Source organism: Microbulbifer aggregans, assembly GCF_001750105.1.
Lineage (GTDB): Bacteria > Pseudomonadota > Gammaproteobacteria > Pseudomonadales > Cellvibrionaceae > Microbulbifer > Microbulbifer aggregans.
Genome location: NZ_CP014143.1, coordinates 2540588 through 2559033, shown reverse-complemented (window position 1 = coordinate 2559033; position 18446 = coordinate 2540588). Strand labels below are relative to the sequence as shown.

19 protein-coding genes are annotated in these 18446 nt (G+C 60.3%); 10 read left to right on the top strand and 9 right to left on the bottom strand.

Annotation, left to right across the window (positions count from 1 at the left end; genetic code table 11):
• The first annotated feature begins 498 nt into the window (after positions 1–498).
• The 4 genes from AUP74_RS11105 (at position 499) to tcdA (ending at position 2841) form a co-directional block, all read left to right on the top strand.
• The gene (locus tag AUP74_RS11105; protein WP_069947625.1) at positions 499–858 is read left to right on the top strand and encodes a hypothetical protein; all 360 of its coding nucleotides are present in this window, start codon (positions 499–501) and stop codon (positions 856–858) included.
• Between the two features lie 125 nt (positions 859–983).
• Entirely contained in the window at positions 984–1448 is a 465-nt protein-coding gene (locus tag AUP74_RS11100; RefSeq protein ID WP_069947624.1) for an FKBP-type peptidyl-prolyl cis-trans isomerase, read from the top strand.
• A 156-nt stretch (positions 1449–1604) separates the two neighbouring features.
• The gene (locus AUP74_RS11095; RefSeq protein WP_069947623.1) at positions 1605–2054 is read left to right on the top strand and encodes a thiol-disulfide oxidoreductase DCC family protein; all 450 of its coding nucleotides are present in this window, start codon (positions 1605–1607) and stop codon (positions 2052–2054) included.
• On the top strand, positions 2041–2841 hold the full coding sequence (gene tcdA / locus AUP74_RS11090) for a tRNA cyclic N6-threonylcarbamoyladenosine(37) synthase TcdA (protein ID WP_069947622.1): 801 nt from the start codon (positions 2041–2043) through the stop codon (positions 2839–2841). The genes AUP74_RS11095 and tcdA overlap by 14 nt, the downstream gene beginning before the upstream one ends.
• Before the next feature lie 23 nt (positions 2842–2864).
• On the opposite strand, the gene AUP74_RS11085 is transcribed toward tcdA, so the two are convergent.
• On the bottom strand, positions 2865–4532 hold the full coding sequence (locus AUP74_RS11085; protein WP_069947621.1) for an aminotransferase class V-fold PLP-dependent enzyme: 1668 nt from the start codon (positions 4530–4532) through the stop codon (positions 2865–2867).
• Positions 4529–5311, bottom strand: a complete 783-nt coding sequence (locus AUP74_RS11080) for a TatD family hydrolase (protein WP_193427338.1) — start codon at positions 5309–5311, stop codon at positions 4529–4531. Before AUP74_RS11080 ends, AUP74_RS11085 begins: the two co-directional genes overlap by 4 nt.
• A gap of 116 nt (positions 5312–5427) precedes the next feature.
• On the opposite strand from AUP74_RS11080, the gene AUP74_RS11075 reads away from it, so the two are divergent.
• Together AUP74_RS11075 and AUP74_RS11070 are read left to right on the top strand one after the other, a co-directional pair.
• On the top strand, positions 5428–6021 hold the full coding sequence (locus AUP74_RS11075; protein ID WP_226999767.1) for a LysE family translocator: 594 nt from the start codon (positions 5428–5430) through the stop codon (positions 6019–6021).
• Between the two features lie 171 nt (positions 6022–6192).
• On the top strand, positions 6193–6753 hold the full coding sequence (locus tag AUP74_RS11070) for an Hsp20/alpha crystallin family protein (protein WP_069947618.1): 561 nt from the start codon (positions 6193–6195) through the stop codon (positions 6751–6753).
• A gap of 229 nt (positions 6754–6982) precedes the next feature.
• On the opposite strand, the gene AUP74_RS11065 is transcribed toward AUP74_RS11070, so the two are convergent.
• The 4 genes from AUP74_RS11065 to AUP74_RS11050 are packed head-to-tail and all read right to left on the bottom strand — an operon-like array spanning position 6983 to position 11125.
• Positions 6983–7840: an SDR family NAD(P)-dependent oxidoreductase gene (locus tag AUP74_RS11065; RefSeq protein WP_069947617.1), complete on the bottom strand. Its 858-nt coding sequence runs from the start codon at positions 7838–7840 to the stop codon at positions 6983–6985.
• Positions 7837–8808, bottom strand: a complete 972-nt coding sequence (locus tag AUP74_RS11060) for an SDR family oxidoreductase (RefSeq protein ID WP_083260941.1) — start codon at positions 8806–8808, stop codon at positions 7837–7839. Before AUP74_RS11060 ends, AUP74_RS11065 begins: the two co-directional genes overlap by 4 nt.
• A 17-nt stretch (positions 8809–8825) precedes the next feature.
• The gene (locus AUP74_RS11055; protein ID WP_069947616.1) at positions 8826–9785 is read right to left on the bottom strand and encodes a bile acid:sodium symporter family protein; all 960 of its coding nucleotides are present in this window, start codon (positions 9783–9785) and stop codon (positions 8826–8828) included.
• Positions 9785–11125, bottom strand: a complete 1341-nt coding sequence (locus AUP74_RS11050) for a flavin-containing monooxygenase (RefSeq protein WP_069947615.1) — start codon at positions 11123–11125, stop codon at positions 9785–9787. The genes AUP74_RS11055 and AUP74_RS11050 overlap by 1 nt, the downstream gene beginning before the upstream one ends.
• Before the next feature lie 212 nt (positions 11126–11337).
• Between AUP74_RS11050 and AUP74_RS11045 the strand changes: the two genes are divergently transcribed.
• Positions 11338–12231, top strand: a complete 894-nt coding sequence (locus AUP74_RS11045) for an AraC family transcriptional regulator (RefSeq protein WP_226999766.1) — start codon at positions 11338–11340, stop codon at positions 12229–12231.
• Here AUP74_RS11045 and AUP74_RS11040 read toward each other — a convergent pair.
• Positions 12213–13136, bottom strand: coding sequence for a heme-dependent oxidative N-demethylase family protein (locus AUP74_RS11040; RefSeq protein ID WP_083260939.1), 924 nt, complete (start codon positions 13134–13136; stop codon positions 12213–12215). The genes AUP74_RS11045 and AUP74_RS11040 overlap by 19 nt on opposite strands.
• A gap of 7 nt (positions 13137–13143) precedes the next feature.
• On the bottom strand, positions 13144–13626 hold the full coding sequence (locus AUP74_RS11035; protein WP_069947612.1) for a hypothetical protein: 483 nt from the start codon (positions 13624–13626) through the stop codon (positions 13144–13146).
• Between the two features lie 228 nt (positions 13627–13854).
• On the opposite strand from AUP74_RS11035, the gene AUP74_RS11030 reads away from it, so the two are divergent.
• The 3 genes from AUP74_RS11030 (at position 13855) to AUP74_RS11020 (ending at position 17851) form a co-directional block, all read left to right on the top strand.
• A complete protein-coding gene (locus AUP74_RS11030; protein WP_069947611.1) occupies positions 13855–14439 on the top strand; it encodes a lipid-binding SYLF domain-containing protein in 585 nt (194 codons plus the stop codon).
• A 450-nt stretch (positions 14440–14889) separates the two neighbouring features.
• Positions 14890–16011: a M14 family metallopeptidase gene (locus AUP74_RS11025; RefSeq protein ID WP_069947610.1), complete on the top strand. Its 1122-nt coding sequence runs from the start codon at positions 14890–14892 to the stop codon at positions 16009–16011.
• A 142-nt stretch (positions 16012–16153) separates the two neighbouring features.
• Positions 16154–17851: a M28 family metallopeptidase gene (locus AUP74_RS11020; protein WP_069947609.1), complete on the top strand. Its 1698-nt coding sequence runs from the start codon at positions 16154–16156 to the stop codon at positions 17849–17851.
• 116 nt (positions 17852–17967) lie between these two features.
• Here AUP74_RS11020 and AUP74_RS11015 read toward each other — a convergent pair whose 3' ends face one another.
• On the bottom strand, positions 17968–18432 hold the full coding sequence (locus tag AUP74_RS11015; protein ID WP_193427337.1) for a phosphate-starvation-inducible PsiE family protein: 465 nt from the start codon (positions 18430–18432) through the stop codon (positions 17968–17970).
• Positions 18433–18446 lie beyond the last annotated feature (14 nt).

Sequence of the window (18446 nt, the reverse complement as noted above, 5' to 3'; positions counted from 1 at the left end):
CCTTGCTAATTTCCTGCCAGCAGCTGGCGCCGCCCCTCTGCCGGGCTGTATTGGACCACAGAGTCTACCAGCTTCCCCGATCCACGCAGCCTCTGTTTTATCCCCGGGGGCTCCGCCCCGGAATCGCGCACATGAGCTATTCACCGCCACCATTTGCACCGTGACCAACTGGCCACGCCCAATCTCATGCCAACCCGACGAAGTAAGTGACAATTTTCTGACAGACCATTGGCAGCACCCGGTGCTTGGCCTAGTCTGCCTGCCTATCGAGAGAGCGCAGTCGCCGAAAGGCTCGCGGCTTCAATACCAGCCCGAGCAGCGAACGTCGGAGGACACCGGTGACACTAGCGCCAGATGTGGTACTTACATATCGCGGGAATCAATTGTATTCAGGGACGGGTTACGAATCAGCAGCGGGTTTGGTCGCAAGGTCACAGGGAAAGATGACCGGCGATCTCGGCAATACACCGCTGTCGAACCTAACGGGGGAATCAATAGATGACTACGCTTCTCAACCAGGTCGGCGGCAGCCGATTTGTCCATGAGACAGTGGCGGAGTTTTACTCCGCCATCGGTCAGCACCTGTCTGAGCAGGACAGCCATGACCACTACAAGCAGCAGAACCGGCAGGCGCAGTTTCTGAACCATGCCCTGTCCGAAACACCCGAACCGGTGCGCTCGAGCCGCGCCAGTTTTCTCGCCCGGGGTCTCAACCCGGCACTGTTCGAAGCCCTGTTGGAATTTCTCGAAGCCCGCCTCGCGGAACTGGGCTTTTCCTGCCAACTGAGCAGCGCTTTGATGGAGAGTGCCAGCAACCTCTACAGTGACTGCGATCCGGACCTGTCCATCGCCTGCTGACCTGCTCCGGTTGCGACATGGCGGAGCGCTCAATACAATGGCGCTTCGCAGCCTTTATTCCCCGTCTGCCTCCCTGCATTCGGTGAGCGCTACTCAATTCACCCTTCATTCTCAGAGAATTCCCCATGAAGATTGCCAACCACTCCGTAGTGGAGATGCACTACACCCTGAAAGATGCTGAAGGCACAGTCATCGACTCGTCCTCCGGTGGAGAGCCGCTGAAGTACCTCCAGGGTGTCGGCAACATCATCCCCGGACTGGAGCGCGAAATGCTCGATAAGAGCGCCGGCGACAAATTTACCGCCGTCATCCAGCCGGAAGAGGCCTACGGCCCGCAAAACCCCGAGCTGATCCAGACCCTGCCCCGCACTGCTTTCGGCGGTGTCGAAGAGCTGAAGGTTGGTATGGCATTCCGCGCGCAGAGCACTGAGGGCCACCCGATCGAAGTCGAAATCATCGATATCGACGGCGACAACGTCACCATCAACGGCAACCACCCGCTGGCTGGTGTCGAGCTGCACTTTGACATCGAAGTGGTCTCCGTACGCGAGGCGACTCCGGAAGAGATCGATCACGGTCACGTGCACTGATCTGCACTGCGGCGGCTACGGCCGCCGCTTGCATTTTCCCACAATACGAACTCGCGCTTACGCACTTTCCCGATACCGCCTCACCCTCTCCTGCTCTTTTTGCGCCTTTACCGCCTCCCCGCTACCATTCGCTGAAAGCACCGCCACGGAGCCCACATGCCCCGCGCCCTGCCTGACCGCATCATTCTGTTTGATAGCGTCTGTAACCTCTGCAATGGCTGGGCGCACCTGGTGCTGAAGCATGACCGACGCGCACTCTTCACTTTGTGCCGTGTACAATCGCCCGCCGGCCAGCACCTGCTGGCGGAAATGCAACGCCCTCTGGATGCCTTTGAAACGGTCCTTTATCTGGAGAGGGACAACGCGGGGCGGCACCAGGTATATGAAAAGAGCAGCGCTGCCCTCCGGGTCATGGCACAACTGCCTATGCCGTGGAAGGCCCTAGCGTTAGTGCAGTTTGTCCCGCGAAGCATCCGCGACTGGCTCTACGACCGGGTGGCGCGCAACCGCTACCGGCTCTTCGGGCGCAGAGAAGAGTGCCGCCTGCCTACGGCAGCGGAGAAACCGAGATTTCTTGAAGAACTGGACGAGAATGAAGCTGACTGAGCAATATCGACAGCGGTTTGGCGGTATCGCCCGACTCTATGGAGAGACCGCACTGGAGACACTGAACGCGGCGCACTTCGTTGTGATCGGTATCGGCGGCGTGGGCAGCTGGACAGCCGAAGCCCTCGCCCGTTCAGGTGTTGGCAGCCTAACTCTGATCGACCTGGACGATGTCTGCATCACCAACACCAACCGCCAGAGCCACGCACTGCAAGACACCATCGGACAAATCAAGGTCGATGTCACCGCCGAGCGCCTGCGCCAGATCAACCCTGAAATTCGTATCGAAACCGTGGAGGATTTCGCAGCCTCGGACAACCTGGCCGAACTGCTGGATCCCTCGGTACGACCGATCGATGTGGTGATCGACGCCATCGATGCGGCCCGTGTCAAAGCGGCAATTGTGGCCTACTGCAAGGCCCGTAAGATGCGCCTGGTGACGGTCGGTTCTGCCGGGGGTAAGAGAGACCCGGCGCTGATCACCAGCGCTGACCTCGGCCGCACCATCAACGACCCGATGCTCGCCAAGGTGCGCCAGCACCTGTACCGCTTCCACAACTTCCAGAAATCACGCAAGCGGCAATTCGGCGTGGATGCCATCTACTCCACCGAGCCCATGGTCTATCCACAACCGGATGGCCAGGTCTGCCAGCAGAAGTCCGCCATGCAGGATGGCGTCAAGCTGGACTGCAGCGGCGGTTTCGGTGCGGCCACCATGGTCACCGGAACCTTTGGCTTTGCCGCCGCCAGCCGGGGAATAGAGCGGCTGCTACAGCAAACCAAGTGAATGACGCCCACGACCGGGCCCTGTCATTCACTTTTGCCGTGGTGGACGAAATGCAGCGCCTGGGCCAACAGCGCATAAAAGCCATTACTGCGCGACTGGCTCAGGTGCTGGCGCAGGCCGAGATCGGCGAACAGCTTTTCGAGGTCGAGACTCTCGATCTCTCCCCCACTGCGGCCGTCGATTTGCGATAACAGTAATGCCGCCAGTCCCTTGACCACCCGACTATCACTATCCACCGCGAAATAGTGCTTTCCTCCTTGCTCCCGGTGCACCAGCCAGGCTTCTGACTCACAGCCTCGTACCAGATTGCGGGGGGTGCGGATTATCGGTTTGGCAGCGATCGATTTACTCCAGCGCATCAGCTCCCGATAGCGGTCCTGCCAGCTGCGCTGTGACGCCAACCGCTCGAGGCGCAGGGCAGACAGGTCATCACCCTGCCACTCGCCTTGAGTGGCTTTTACACTCCCTTGCGGCTCGCTGATGCGCTGGAACTCCCTTACCGCATCCAGAAACGCCTCGCAGTCGCGCCAGGTCGTGTAGCCCGCCACAGACGCGCGTACCGTCGCGCCCTCACCAGACGCACGTATCAGCGGTTGCGCACAGTGATGCCCCACCCGCACGGCGATATCCCGGCCATCGAGCCACAGGGACAGATCAGCGGGAGCGGCATCCACGGGCGCAAATGCAACGATGCCCAGATTGTGCTGGGGCTGGCTGAGTAGCCGCAGGTGTGGGAGCTGGGCCAGTTCACGGTGAAGCCATTGCAGCATCGCCTGTTCGTGCGCCGCCATCGCCTCCCGGTCCTGCTGCTGCAGAAAAGCCAACGCAGCGCCCAGCCCGGCCAGGCTGCCAAGCGGTGAAGTGCCAGCCTCAAACTTGTGCGGAAGATCGGCGTATTGACTCTGGTAGAGCCCCACTTCCGCAATCATTTCGCCCCCACCCTGCCACGGCGGCATTGCGGCCATCAGGTTCTCACGCCCGTACAGCAGCCCCACCCCGGTGGGGCCATAGAACTTGTGCGCGGAGCACACGAAAAAGTCACAGCCGAGAGCCTGCACATCGACTCTCTCGTGCGCTGCCAGCTGCGAGCCGTCCACAATCCAGTGAAGCTCTCGGTCGCGCAATTGTGATGCGATGGACGCGAGGTCGGGACGCAGGCCCAGGGCATTGGAGCCGCCCGTCAGGGAAACAATGCGTGTGCGCTCCCCCAGCACCTCACCCAGGCGGTCAAACTGTGGCACCCCGGCAGTGTGGGGGACGTAGCGGAGCTTCAATCCGTAGCGTGCTGCCATCATCTGCCACGGCACCAGGTTGGCGTGGTGCTCGATCGTGGACAGTACGATTTCATCGCCGGCCCTGAGCCCGCAGCAGAGACTGTTGGCAAGCAGGTTGAGCGCCTCGGTCGCACCGCGGCAGAAGACAATTTCCCGACCCGAGCGCGCGTTCAGAAATGAGGCGGCCTGCTGCCGCGTCTGCTCCACCATTTCAGTCGCGCGCCGCGCCAGGCGATGACTGGAGCGATGAGTGTTGGCATTGGAGTGGCGATAGAAGTCGACGATGGCATCGATTACCGGTGCCGGCCGCTGGGTCGTTGCCGCATTATCCAAATAGATAAGGTCGCGGTTCTCCCGCTGCTCAAACAGGGGAAACTGGCTGCGGAAGCTTTCCGGGGAATATTTGCTACTGGTCATGGAGCGAATGATAAGGCAAACAGACGCTGGGTATTCTGGCGGGTCTGCCGCGCGACGTCCTCAACCCTCATGCAACGCAGTTCAGCCAGCGCCGCAGCAATGTCAGGCAGGAGCTCAGGACTGTTGCGCAGGCCCTGGCGACCGCACAGCGGCATATCGGGGGCGTCACTTTCCAGCAACAGCGATTCCATCGGTGCCGCAGCCACAGCCCGGCGCGTCTTGGCCGCCCGCTCGTAGGTAATGGTGCCGCCGACACCGAGGTAAAACCCCAATCGCCAGTATTCACTGGCGATTTCCTCACTGCCACTGAATGCGTGAATGACACCACCCCTGGCTGGCTGGACCTCCTTGAGAATCCGCAGGACTTCCGCGTGATACCGGTGCACATGGATAATCAAGGGGAGATCAAACTCACAGGCCACCGACAACTGCAGGCGAAAAACCGATTCCTGCCGCGGCAGCGGCACCTCGATGCCCTTATCGAGCCCACACTCACCGATCGCCACACAGCGCTTGCGGCCGGCATTGTCTGCGAGTCTCTGGCTCAATTCATCATCGGCAACTGCCAGATCCTTGATCCACCAGGGATGCAGCCCGACAGCGCCATACCAATCCGCCTCACCGTTCACCAGCTCGAACAGCGTGTCCCATTGCTCGATGCTGACTCCCGGAATGATCATACCCGTCACTCCCCGGGCACGGCTGCGCACCCACACCGAGGCGCGATCAGCATCAAAGGCGTCAAAGTCGAAGTGGCAGTGGCTATCGATCAGTTCCAAAACAGACCCGTATCCAGTCCAGTATTCATCCCGGAAGTTTAACATCTGCTGGTTGCGGGCAGACCCCGTGCGCCAGTCACGGTAAAATGTCCGCACTGAATTCCGGAGAGGTCCTCGTGCTCGAAGCTGTACTACCACTGGTGCTGTTTGTGTTTTCTACCAGTATCACCCCCGGTCCCAACAACATGATGATCATGGCCTCGGGGCTAAACCACGGCGTGCTGCGATCGCTGCCCCATTTCATGGGTATCTGTCTGGGCTTCCCCGCCATGATCATGGCCATCGGCCTGGGGCTGGGGGCGGTGTTCGAGCAATTCCCGTTGCTGCACGAGCTGATTCGCTGGGCAGGTATCGCTTACCTGCTGTACCTGGCCTGGGTGATTGCGGGAACTCGCGCCGTAGACCAGAAAGAGAACCATTCCCCTTTCACCTTCTGGCAGGCTGCTGCCTTCCAATGGGTCAACCCCAAGGGCTGGGTCATGGCGGTCGGTGCCCTGGCCGCGTTTTCCACCCCGGGCGGAAGTGCCTGGCTGGATGCGGGTCAGATTGCCCTGACATTTATCTTCATTGGCGGGCCGTGCATCACCATCTGGATGCTGTTCGGCGTCGGCATGCAGCGCCTCTTGAGTGACCCGGTACAGCTGAGACGCTTCAATATTGCTATGGGGGTTTTGCTCGTTGCCAGCGTGATCCCCATGATTCTCGACTAGCCACGGCGTCGGCATTTCCCTCGAATCTCCCTCTGAACGTCCCGGGGCAGCTGCTTCCACAACTCTGCCCTACTCCCCCCTTGAACCTTCACAGCTCGATCCCAAGGCTTATTGATACAGGCGGGGCATGAAGCCCGCACAGTCCATTCACTCAACTTGAGAGAGGTCGCTATGGATATGAAAAAGCTTGCACCATGGAACTGGCTGAAAGAAGAACAGGACTCACACACCTCCGGATTGAGCCCGAGCGCGGAACCGCGGCAACACGCCTCGGCAGTTGCCAGAATGTATGACCGGCTCGACCAGATGTTTGACGACCTGTTTCACAGCTCTACCAACGGTATCTCGGGAAAACATGGCAATCCGGCGGATATCGAGGCCGAAACCCTGCTGCTCAAACCCAACATTGACATCGCGGCAACCGAGCACGCCTACACCATTACAGTCGAGGCTCCGGGGGTGGAGGAAAAAGATATTCAACTGGAACTACTGGGCTCTACCCTCATCATCAGCGGAGAGAAAAGGCGCTGTCATCCCGAGGAAGAACGGCCACACTTTTACCGTATCGAGCGGAGTTTCGGCACATTCCGTCGCATCCTGTCCGTGCCGAGCGATGCAGAACTGGACGGAATCGAGGCGAACTTTGCCAACGGTTTGCTGGAAGTTCGCCTGCCGAGAGTTTTTGAGGAGAAAAAGAAAGGCAAGCGGATCGATATTGCTACCGCAGCCTGAAGCATCGCATCGTTTTGATGGTGACGGGATACCCTTTGGGCCAGCCAGAGTGTGGTAGCCCGTGGCAGGACTACAAGTGGAGGCGCGACGCAGAGTGCCGCAGGAAAGTACCACCGGCCCCGATTTTCTGCCTTTGATCAACTGTGTCTGTTCGGTGGGAATTGACGGGAGAGCAAAGCGGGCACTGCCCGCTTTGCTCCCGGCGGCGTCGATGGAGGCAGGTCCTCGCTCAGCTCTCCTGAGTCGAGGGCTGAGTTTTTAGCATTGCGGCTCGCTCTGCCCGGCCAACCTCCAGCTCCACACGGAAATTGCTGACCATCTGCTTCAGGAATAACCTCGGCGCAAACTTGTAAAGGTAGGCGCCAAGCAGTGTCTTATCCAGAGGAAACAGCCGCTCCTTGCCCTGCTCCAGCGCCTTGACGATGCGCCCCGCCATCCACTGCGGAGTGCGGACCTGGCCGATAGTGCTCTGCTTGTGTTTCGCGCGGCCACCGTCACCGGACAGGGCGTTCTGCTCAATATTGGTGGCGACAAAACTCGGGTACACCATCAACACCCGGATGCCATCTTCCCGCACTTCCTCACGGAAGGTTTCGAAGTACTGGTGCAGAGCACTTTTCGCGGCACAGTACCCGGCGCGGCCGAGCACCGGCATCCAACCAGCCATGGAGCTGATATTGACCACGCAACCCTGCGCACGTCGAAGCGGCTCCAGCAGACCCTGCGCCAGCTCCACCGGCGCATGGTAGTCCACTGCCATTACCCGACGAATAACCCGGTTACTGGTCAGGGTAGACAGACTCCTGTGGGTGATACCGGCATTGTTAACCAGCACATCCACCCGTTCAAACTGCTGCTGCAGCTCTTCCACCAGCCTGGCGATCTCCGACTCATCGGAAAGGTCCGCCACAAACACATCCGCGTCCAGACCCCGCTCGCGCAGACTCGTCGCACGCTCCTCAAGTGCGTTTCGGTCGATATCGATCAGCGCAAAGCGAGCGCGCTGAGACTGGGCCAGAGCCTCGACCGTCGCCCAGCCGAGGCCGCCGGCAGCGCCGGTGACAACGAAAACTTTTTCAGCGCTCATGCCGACCCCTCCAGGACCGGCTCCGCCCCACCAGCGACATCGACGCCAAGCGCCTCCCGCGCAAAGTAGGCGAACGCCTCAGCGGAGGTTTTCTCCGGCACGAACCCAAGCTCTTCCTTGAGCCTGCGGTTCAACAGCACCGGGCGATACTGCAGGAACACCACCTGGCCAGGCTGGTTGTCGGTCAGATGCAGCGCATATCCGATGGTCAGCACAGCCTTGACCAGCCATACCGGCGGGCGGCGCAGCGGCTTACCGAGGAGCCGGGCGATTTCCTCCGGCGTCAGTGCACCATCGCCGGCCAGGTTGTAGATGCCGGCAGCGTCGCGGGTTACCCCGAATTCAATCGCACGGATCACGTCCTGGTCCCAGATGAAGACGAACGGTGAATTGTGGCCACCCGGATCGACAATGGCGTTGCCGGAAAAGAGCTTGGCGATCTTGTTGTTGGTGTTGGCACCAACGATGGAACAGGGCCTGAAAATCAGCTGGCGCAACTTCGGAAAGCGCTCCCGATATGCCGTCAGCATCTCTTCCACCAGGCGCTTGTGGTCGGAGTAACCAAATTCGCGGTTACCACGCAGGCGATGGTGCTCCTCAAGCCACTCGGGATTGTCCGCATAGTAGCCGTAAGCCGCACCGCTACTGGTCACGGTGATGTGTTCGACACCAGCGTATACACAGGCCTTGAGGACATTCTCGGTGCCCTCTACATCGATGCGGTACTCTTTCTCCCGATCGCGTCCGGCAGACATGACTGACGCCAGGTGCACAACATGGGTAATGGACTCCGCCCGCATCAATTCGCCCAGTGCCGGGTCGCAGATATCGAGAGTAAAAATGGGAAACTTGGCCGGGCGCGAGCGAATATCCACCCCCACCACAGACATCTCCCGGGCCAGCAGCTCGCCCAACTGCAAACCAACATAGCCGGCCGCGCCGGTAATCAGCACTCTCTTCTCACTCATAAAAAACTTCTTTTTTCTTATCTGTTTTGAAATTCAGGTGTACAGGCCGCAGTAGAAGAACACTGGCTATGACTTTTCCGCTCGCCGTAATTCCAGATACCGGCCAGCGCCAGTCCACCGACCAGGTGCCAGACACCCCAGAAGCCAGCAACCACCAGCATTTCGCCGGCGCCTGGGTAGAAAGTGAAGAGGATGGCCAGCGCCAGCCCGGAGTTCTGAATCCCCACTTCCATCGTTACCGCGCGGCGTTCCGCGACGGGCAGGCGCATTACACGACCGCTCACATCGCCGATCCAGAATGCCAGTGCGTTATGGGCAACCACCAGCAGCAGCACCGCGCCGGCCACCTGCAGGGCGGTCTCCCAGTGCTTGGAGAAGGAGATCACCACAAACAGAAGGAAAACCAGTAGCGAAGCGGTGCGGAAATAGCGCTCGCTGGCGCGGACAAAATTTGGGAAGTGCGCGCCAACCACCATACCCACCAGCATCGGCAGCGCCAGCACGAGCAGCACCAGCGTGATCATGCTCTCCGCCGGCAGGGCGATTTCCTGCAGCAGTTCGCGGGTATGGGGGTTCAGGCTGCCGTAGAGCGCGAAGTTGAGTGGTGTCATGACCACCGCCGCCAGACTGGAAACCGCCGTCATGCTCACGGAAGTCGCGACACTGGCGCGACCGATCCAGGTCATCACGTTCGAGAAGGTTCCGCCCGGACAGCAGGAAACAAGAATCATACCCAACGCCAACCCGGGGCTGACATCCAGCAGGTAAGTTGCCAGGCAAGTCAGGGCCGGCAACAGGAGAAACTGGGCAATCAGCCCGGTGACCGGCGCCACCGGCCGGCGCAACACGGCGCCGAAATCCGCTGGACGCAGGCCGAGGGATACGCCGAACATCATGAAGGCCAGCACCGCGTTCAGCAGCACCAGAGCCGTCGGCGACATCTGGAAACTGCTGACCACCGACAAGGTATCGTCCACTATGCTGCTCCCGCACTGGTTACCAATTGCTCAGTATCCCGCGGCGGCAGATCCCTCTTCAAGTCTGCGGTGTGACTGCGCAGTGCCTTGAGATAGCTGTCCTTGTGCACGTAATAGGCCATGCGCTCCAGGTCCAGGTAGTTCATACCACCGTCCTCGCGCACCAGAGCCTTCTCACGCTTCTCCTGGCGCAGCGCCTCGGCAGAGCTGGCTCCGTAGGACAGCTGGTGGATATAGAGTGCCACCATCTCTGCCTGTTCGTTGCGCCCTTCCCAGCCGAGGCCCGCCGCTTCCACCATACCCATCAGGAACAGGTTGTCGTATTCGGGATGGAACACATTCAGGTACATTCGCGGCGCGTAGCCCTGCCAGTTCAAGTGTGATGAATCGATAAACGGGTAATGGAGCTTGTAGCCGGTGGCCAGCATGATCATGTCGTAGTCTGCGCTGGAACCGTCCTTGAAGGTCACGGTGTGGCCCTCAATGGAGGCAATGTCCTTGCGAGGCTGGATATCACCGTGACCAATATGGTGCAGGATCAGCGAGTTGATCACCGGATGGGACTCGAACATCTTGTAATCCGGCTCCGGCAGCCCGTACTGGCTCGGGCGGCCCAGCATCAGCTTGCTGATTGCCGCGCTGATTCGCTGCTGCAGCCAGCGTGGCAGTTTGACTTTGCCGCCCACCGCATCAGTGGGCTTGCCGCCGATGAACTTGGGCAGGAAGTAGTATCCCCGGCGCAGACTGATATCCACGCTTTTGGCCCGGTGCGCGGCATCTACGGCGATATCGGCCCCACTGTTGCCACAACCCACCAGCAGCACCCGCTTGCCCTCGAACATGGCCGGATCGCGGTAGTCCTTGGAGTGCAACACTTCGCCGGCGAACTCGCCGGGCAGCTCGGGCATATTTGGATGGTGCAGTGTGCCGTTGGCAATCAGCAGACCGCCGAAGGTCCGGGTCTGCTCCTCGCCATTGCAGCGCGTGGTGATTTTCCAGTCACTGCCGTCTCGCTCACAGCGAACGACTTCAGTGTTGAATTCGTAGTGATCGTAGAGACCAAATTCGCGCGCATAATCGCGGAAATATTGCTTGAGCTCCGCATGATGAGGGAACTGGGCCACCGATTCTTTCATCGGGAACTCGGCGAATTCCGTCATCTTCTTTGAAGAAATCAGGTGCGCCGACTCATACATGGTGCTGGTGGGACTGTCGATATCCCAGAGCCCGCCCACATCGCTATGGATCTCGAATCCCACGCAGGGGATGCCGTATTTGCTCAGGTTGCGCACTGTGCAGAGCCCCATGGGGCCTGCGCCGATCACCGCATATGGTTTCATTGTTATTCTCCCGCTGGCACTGCTTGTCTTGCCCGGCAATATACCGTGACAACCTCAACGCATGTCGTCATAATCGGGCAACCATTGGTTAATTCCGGACAGCAGTAGTGAAACCGGCCGATAACAGAACCGTCACCCTGAGCTATTCCCGAGCCATTTTAGCGGCTTTAGGCAGCCTTGGGCTGGAACCCCCCAGGGCCGCAGAGCCAATCTTGTCCGGGATAGACGAAAATGACCGAGTCCCCATGGAGATCCAGGAACTATTCTGGACCGCCCTCGCCGATACACATCCCGACCCATTACTGGGCATCAGGATCGGCCAGGCCATGCAGACCACCCAGATGGGACTGGTGGGCTACCTGCTGATGACCCAGCGCAGCCTCGGCGAAGCAATCAACCAGCTGCTGACCTACCACCCCCTGGTCGGGGAAGGAGGACAGTTTGAGCTGCGCCGCGGCGCCCATCACGCGGACCTCTGCTACCAGCCCAACTACTTGCGCTGCGCCCGCCTGCGGGTCGAGACCGTACTCTCCGCCTGCCTGGCACAAACCCGCAGCATGACCGGCAACCAGTTCAGAGCCCAGAGCCTCCTGCTCGCCTACCCGGCCCCCTCCCTGGCGGTGCAGCAACAGTATCAGAATCTGCTCCAGACCCCGGTGCAATTCAACGCACCGGTTTCCGCAATAAGGCTGCGCCCACAGGACCTGGATATCCCCCTGATAGCCGCGGACCAGCAGGTGATGGCGCGCCTCAAGCCCGAGGCAGATGCCCTGCTGAAGTCCCTGACCCACAAGAGCCTGCAGCTGCGCGTTGCGCATCTGTTACAGCAGGAGCCGCAGCTCACCAGGGAGCAGGTGGCAAGTCGACTTTGTATCAGCCCGCGCCACCTGGGCCGCAAGTTACAGGAAGAGAACGCCAGTTTTCGCGCCATTCAGGATGAGGTGAGAAGCCACTACGCCTGCCAGTGGCTGGGCCAGAAAGATCGCAACAATGCGGAAATCGCGGCAGCGCTGGGCTACTGCGATGAAAGCGCTTTCGGCAAAGCCTTCCGCCGCTGGACCGGGCTGTCCCCGAAGAACTATCGCAATCAGCAAACGCCAGACTGAGCGCCGGCGAGAAACATCTCCAGCCTCGGCAACAGCGGAGCGAGGGATTTATAGCGCGCCTCATCCGGAGACAGTCCCGCCACGGCCTCCTCAAGGCTACCCAGGGCACCGGGGACAGTGTAGAGATCTGCCAGCGGGTTCAGGCTCACCCGGATGGTAAAGACCACCGCCCCCGTCTGTGGCAGTCGGCGCAGAGACTGCCGCTCTACCCGCAGGTAGAGCTGTCCATCGTCCGCCGCCGAGGTACCTCGCTGAAGCAACTCAGGAGAACTCACCACCGACCAGTTGCTGCGCCAGACCGGGTAATCTGCCAGCAAATGGTCGAAGAAACGCGCCACCTGGGTGGACAGCTTGTCGGCAAAGCCGGGCACCGGTCGGTGAATCATGTCCAACGGCCGACCGATTTTCTCCTCCAAGCGCCAGTAGCTGGGGGCGGCCAGAGATGCCGCCGTGAGCTCGTAGCCCCGGGGACCGGGCTGCAGGATACAGACGTCATCCGCAATCCAGAGGCTCGCCGCCCAGAGGGGCTCGCCAGTTCCGGCCAGCGGCCAGCGCAGTGCCGCCCCATCCTGATGCCACTGCAACACATTCCCCGTGCGGCTGTACTGCGAAGCATGATTCCGGCACAGATGGCCGAGCAGCAAGGTGCTCAGCTCACCCTGGGCTTCGTGCGAGCGTGGCTGAGCCGCGAAAACGCGCTCGCCGAGGCGCCGCCGGGCCGTCAATTTGTTGTGGTAATAGTGGTGCAGGCCCGAACAGGGCTGAATCCAGGAGGCAGGCTCCAGGCGCTGCAAGCCCATGTGGACCATCTCCTGATGCCGCATAAACGGCAACAGAAGCGGTTCAGGCTGTGCGTAGCGCCTGTCACCTGCGGGGTGCGGCAGACCCGCACCGCGAGGGCTCATGAGAAAATCAGAGTGAAGCAGTGGCCTGGACAGAGGCTGCACGCAGCGCCGCCAGGTCCTCCACCCACACGATGTCGGCGGGCGCCACTTTCTGGCCAGTGGCGCCGGACAGGGTAGCGCTCAGCTGGCGCAGCTGTTCAGCCTTGGCGATACCTTCCTCGAGAGGCATTTCCACCCACACCTGACCTTCCTGATCGACCACTGTGCGTACTTCATCGTCACCGGCCGCGCTCACGTGGCGATCGATTGCAGAGGATCCACCCGCCGGCAGATAGATGGTGCCGTTGGTGAAGTCCACCGCAAAGGCCACAATGCCCGGCAGGATGCCGAACAGCAGCGCCGCGCCATCGAGGATGACCACTACCGGATCGACGCGACCACCGGTCTGCCCCTTGCGCTCTGGGTACAGGAAGTATCCGCAGGCAGTCAGGTTAATCGCCATAGTGAGCAGGCAAGTGGCAGCAATGCCGCGTTTCACAGTCTTCTGCATTTCTGGTCTCTCTTTTGTCAGAGGATATGGACCGGGCGGCTGAAATTGTGCGGTAGTCAACCGACGACGCCCAGATTAAAGTCGCCAAGCTTACCGAAAGGCCGCTCAGGCGGAAAGTAGCGCCACCCGAGCAGGATGTGTCACAGGTCGCAAAGCGGTGAGGAAACAGTCGAGAGAAGCACGCGCCTCTGGTTAAATCGGCCCATAAACATAATTAAGGAGCGCATTATGCAGGCATTCGCTCGCCTACCGTCCACCCTCTTCAACCTGGCCACCCTGCTCGTTACCGCAGTGCTGGTCACTGCCTGTGCGGCACCTGGCCAGACTCGCCAAGACCAGCGCCAGCATATCGATCGCACCGAGCAGCAAGTGCTGACAGAACTGTTCCAGTTGAAGCCCGACCTACGGAACGACCTGGCCCGCGCGCCAGGCTACGCCGTGTTTAGCAACGTCAACGTCAACCTGCTCCTGGCCAGTGCCTCCACCGGCTACGGCGTGGCGGTAGACAACCAGACCCGCCAGCGCACTTACATGAAGATGGGTGAGCTGGGCCTTGGCCTGGGTTTCGGTGTGAAGGATTTTCGTGCCCTGTTCCTGTTTGACTCCCCTGAGGTGATGGACCGTTTCGTCAACCGCGGCTGGTCTTTCGGCGGCCATGCTGATGCGGCGGTGAAAGCCCAGGACAAGGGCGCGGCGATTAGCGGCGAAGTTGTGGTAGACGGCATGCGCGTATACCAGCTGACCGAGAGCGGTATTGCCCTGCAGGCTACGCTGAAAGGCACCAAGTTCTGGAAGGATCCTGAGCTGAACTAAGTCTGGACTGTGGTTGCGCAGCCCGGGATCGGCCGCCTGAGCAATTTTGCCACGGCAAAGCCGCGCGTCGCGCAACCGAACAAAACTTGACCAATCTAACGCCAATTCCGGAACCCCAGGCGCGCGCTTCCCGCGCACTGCCTAAACTTTAAACAGCACCAGCTGCGGAATGTTAGGGAGCAGTAAACGATTTTCTGAAAGTGCGGGATTTCGCACTTGTGCTCTGACCCAGGCAGTCAGCAGTCGCCACGGTTTCAACACCGGAAATTCGAGGGAGCAGTAGTCGTAGCAGGTGCCGCCAGGGAACGGCTAAAGCACGGTATCGTCCGCGGTACCGTGCTTTTTATTTTGCCCGCTCAAACCATTCTTCCCCGCCGAAATGGTGCCCGACCTGCAAAGATCCGCGCTTGCCTGTATCCTTGCCCGATTCTTCGAACGGGAGTCCTCTCAATGCATATCACCTGCGCTTTTGATAGCGGCAACATCGAAATCGTAAACGCCGACAGCAATCCCATCGAGCTGGCCATCCGGCAGGACAATAATTCTGATTTCTATCAGTGGTTCCATTTCCGCCTCGAGGGCGAGCCCGGCAAGGCCTACCCATTGCGTATCACCAACGCCGGCAAGGCCGCCTACCCCGAAGGCTGGGAAAACTATCGTGTTTGCGCCTCCTACGACCGCCACAACTGGTTCCGTATCGGCGCGGAGTACGATGGCAAGGTCATGGACTTCACCGTTCAGCTGGACCAACCGGCGATTTATCTCGCCTATTTCGCACCTTTTTCCTGGGATCGGCACCTGGACCTGCTCGCCTGGGCCCAGGGCAGCGATCTCGTCAAGCAGGAAACCCTCGGACAAACGCTGGACGGCCGCGATATGTCCCTGCTGACCATTGGCGACGCCGACACCGCCAAGCGCCGGGTGTGGATGATTGCACGCCAGCACCCGGGGGAGACGATGGCCGAGTGGTTCGTGGAGGGCTTCCTGGACGCCCTGCTGGACGATGCCAACCCCACCGCACGCACCCTGCTGGAAGACACCGTCTTCCACGTGGTCCCCAACATGAATCCGGACGGCAGCGTCCGGGGGCACCTGCGCACCAACGCGGTCGGCGCCAACCTGAACCGGGAATGGCTTGAGCCGAGCATGGAGCGCAGTCCCGAGGTTTATCTTGTGCGGCAGAAGATGCTGGAGCTCGGTGGCGACATCTTCCTCGATATCCACGGTGATGAGGCCCTGCCCTTCAACTTTGTCGCCGGCTGCGAGGGCATCCCTGGCTACGACGAGCGCCACGCCAAGCTCGAGGAAACCTTCAAGCAGGCGTTTGTTGCCGCCAACCCCGACTTCCAGACCGAGCGCGGCTACGACCTCGACAAGCCGGGTGAAGCCAACATGACGGTCGGCACCAACTGGTGCGGCCACCAGTTCCGCACCCTGGCACTGACGCTGGAGATGCCCTTCAAGGACAACGATAACCTGCCCGACCCCATCGAGGGCTGGTCACCGGCCCGCTGCCAGCAGCTGGCCCGTGACATCCTCTTCCCGATCCGGGAAACCCTCAAGATCCTGTGATCCCGTCAGCGGCAGCAACCCAAGCTGCCGCACAAAAGACCAGATCCTCTGCCGCCGGTCGGATATTCAGCACAGAATCATTCGGCCGCCGGCGTAGTTTTTGTTAAGTTATCCGCCGATAAAAAAAGACAGGTAGAAATCCATGCATATTTCCTCCTTTTGGCGCGGCCTCGGCCTCACCGCGGCCATCGCAGGTGTCACCGCCTGCGGTAAGGACGCCACAGCGCCCATCGAGACCGCAGAAACTCAGGACCAGATCAAAGTCATGGCGGAGGAGCTGCATCAGCACATCGCCATCCTGGCCTCCGACAAATTTCAGGGGCGAGCCCCCGCCACCGCTGGCGAGGAGCTGACCGTCAACTATCTGGCGGAGCAGTTCGCCGCTCTCGGCCTTGAGCCGGGTGCCACCGACGACCACGGCGAGCCGAGCTGGTTCCAGCAGGTTCCGGTGGTAGAGATGCAGATCAAGTCCAGCCCGATGAGCATCACTGGCGAAGGCTTTGAGAAAGACCTGCAGCCGCTGACCGACATGGTGGCCTTCACCCAGCGTCAGAGCGAATCCTCCGCGATCGAGGACAGCGAACTGGTCTTCGTCGGCTACGGCATCGTGGCGCCGGAGAATGACTGGAATGACTATGCCGGCCTCGACATGACCGGCAAGACCGCGGTGATCCTGGTCAACGATCCGGGCTACGCCACCAAGGACGAGAACCTCTTCAACGGCAATGCCATGACCTACTACGGTCGCTGGAGCTACAAATTTGAAGAGGCCGCCCGCCAGGGCGCCGCTGGCGCTATCATCATCCACGAGACCGGCGCTGCCGGCTATCCCTGGGAAGTGGTCAGCGGCAGCTGGTCCGGCGCCCAGATCAGCCTCGCGGTGGACGACAAGAACGCCGACCGGGTCGCAATCGAATCCTGGATTACCCAGGACTCTGCCCGCGAACTGTTTGAGGCTGCCGGCATGGACCTGGACAGCGAGGTCGCAGCCTCCCACGAGCGTGGTTTCAAGGCCAAGCCCATGGGCCTGAAGGCCAGTGTCGCTTTGGAAAACAGCCTGCGCACCTCTGACTCACGCAATGTGGTGGCCAAACTGCCCGGGAAGAAGTATCCGGAAGAAGCCGTCATCTACACCGCCCATTGGGACCACCTGGGTATCAATGACCACGCCGAAGGCGAAGACCACATCTTCAACGGCGCGGTGGACAATGCCACCGGTACCGCCGGCCTGATCGCCATGGCGCGCAAGGCGGCCGCGATGGAAGAGCGTCCGGACCGCTCCCTGCTGTTCGTAGCAGTCACTGCCGAGGAATCCGGCCTGCTGGGCTCCAAGTACTATGCCGCCAACCCGGTAGTTCCCCTGGAGAAAACCGTGGCCGGTATCAACTTCGATGCCCTGGGCGTACTCGGCCCCATGCGTGACGTTGTGGTGGTCGGCTACGGTAACAGCGAGCTGGAAGAAATGCTGGAGACCGCCGCCAAGGGCCAGGATCGCTACCTGGCACCGGAAGAGCATCCTGAGCGCGGCTATTTCTACCGCTCAGATCACTTCAGCCTGGCCAAGAAAGGCGTGCCGATGCTGTACTTCAAGTCCGGCACCGACTCCTTCGAGCACGGCCGCGAGTGGGCCCAGGCGCAGGGACAGGAATATCTCTCCCACGCCTACCACAAGCCTGCCGACGAGTACGATCCGAGCTGGAACCTGGAGGGTACCGCCATGGATCTCGAGCTGGGTCTGGAGCTGGGTCTGAAGCTGGCCAACAGCCGTGACTGGCCCAACTGGTACGAGGGCAACGAATTCCGCGCAGCCCGCGACGCCAGTGCCGATGCCCGCCAGTAATTAACGGCATCAATAAAAAGCCCGGCTCAGTCGGGCTTTTTTGTATCTACCTTTCCGCAGACCACAATCTTAGACGGCAATTGCGCCAGTTCCCTGCATTCCCCAGTACTGCGCTTTCAATTTTTCTTTGCTACCAGCCAGTAAGCCAGCCCCAGTGCAAGCACGGTAGTGGCAATGGCAAAGATGTGCAGCGCCTCGGTATCAGTCAAATCCAGCACGATCACTTTCCGCGCAATGGCCATCAGTGCTGTCGCCAGCACCAGCTGTATCGGGATGACATTCGAACCGAGATAGAGGCGGATGTTAATGAAGATCTCGATGGCGATCAGTACCAGCATAAAGGCACCGAAGACATCGAACAGGTCATTGTGATCCAGCAGCCACACGGGCTCTTCAGTCAAGCGGCTGTAGATGACATACACCACATCCGCCACCGACCAGAGGATCACCAAGGCCATCAATATGGCGAGGAGCCTGACAGAGTTCCGGATCGCCCCATGCAATATGCGAATCAGGGGATCTTCATGCTCCTTTGGCAGTTCCTCATGCACCAGGTGACTGTGTTCCTCAGGATCACCCATTCCACTCTCCGACT